Genomic DNA, 1,251 nt, shown 5'->3' with positions numbered 1-1,251 from the left:
GCCTCTTATGCGGCGTCATACATGCCGCGGGCCCGCATGGTGTTCGAAGGTCGGGTCCAGATCAAAGCCGCGTGCTCGATGGCACTCTGTTGCGCCCTGGTTCTCCCGATCCCGTCTCACGACTGTTGCGCCAAACTGCTCCTTGCCCTCTTGTGCTCCGACGCTCTCGCGACCAGCGGCTGGCTTATGCCGCCACGGCCGGAGACTTGTAGACGCCGCCCCGGGCCATCAAGGCCCAGACGATCCGCGCCATCTTGTTCGCCAGTGCAACGCGCACCAGCATCGGTGGCTTGCGTAACAGCATTCCGGCCAGCCAGGTGCCCGGTCGGGCAGCAGGATGGACGTGACGCTTGATGATAACGCTGTTGGCGCCAATGATCAGCAATCGCCGCAACGATCGCTCGCCCATCTTCGTCGTGGCCCCCAGCCGCTGTTTGCCCCCAGTCGAATGCTGGCGGGGTGTGAGGCCGAGCCAGGCTGCAAAATCCCGGGCCTTGTGGAAAGTCTCGGGTGGCGGCGCAAGGGTGGCAATGGCCGTGGCAATCAAAGGACCGATGCCCGGCACCGTCATCAGGCGCCGCGCCACTTCGTTTTCCCTGGCTCGACGTGAAATCTCGGCATCAAGCTTGACGATCTCTGCCTCCAGCTGGGCCAGTGCCGCGATCAGCACCCTGAGTGTGGGAAGGGCATCGGCTGGCAAGCCGCTTTCCGGGGCTTCAACGATTGCAATCAGCTTCGATGCGTTGCTCGCGCCCTGTGGCACCACCTGCCCGAACTCGCTCAAATGACCGCGCAAAGCGTTGATGGCCTGAGTCCGCTGCCGGATCAGAAGCTCACGCACGCGGAACACCATCGCCGCGCCTTGCGTCTCTTCGCTCTTCACAGGCACGAAGCGCATCGTCGGACGCGCTGCTGCCTCGCAGATCGCCTCGGCATCGGCCGCATCGTTTTTCTGACGCTTCACGAAAGGCTTGACGTAGGCCGGGGGGATCAGCCGAACGTCATGGCCGAGCTTTCCGATCTCACGGCCCCAAAAATGCGCACCGCCGCACGCTTCCATCGCGACAACGCAAGCCGGCAACTGGCTGAAGAACTCCAGCACCTGCGCTCGCCGCAGCTTCTTGCGCAATACCGCGCGGCCCGATGCATCAGCTCCATGCGCTTGAAACACATTCTTCGCCAGATCGAGCCCAACCGTGATAATCTCCGACATGACCGTCCTCCTTTGTGGATCACTACAGACCCACCTTG

General features: G+C 62.9%; 1 protein-coding gene. It reads right to left on the bottom strand.

The genetic code is table 11. The annotated features are described in order from the left end of the window. Window positions 1-184: 184 nt before the first annotated feature. Window positions 185-1,213, bottom strand: coding sequence for an IS110 family RNA-guided transposase (locus C8N44_RS23050; RefSeq protein WP_107979010.1), 1,029 nt, complete (start codon window positions 1,211-1,213; stop codon window positions 185-187). Window positions 1,214-1,251: the final 38 nt, after the last annotated feature.

It is taken from the genome of Allosediminivita pacifica (assembly GCF_003054175.1).
Lineage (GTDB): Bacteria > Pseudomonadota > Alphaproteobacteria > Rhodobacterales > Rhodobacteraceae > Allosediminivita > Allosediminivita pacifica.
The sequence above is the reverse complement of the archived record's forward strand: the minus strand, read 5'-3'. Positions and strand labels throughout refer to the sequence as shown.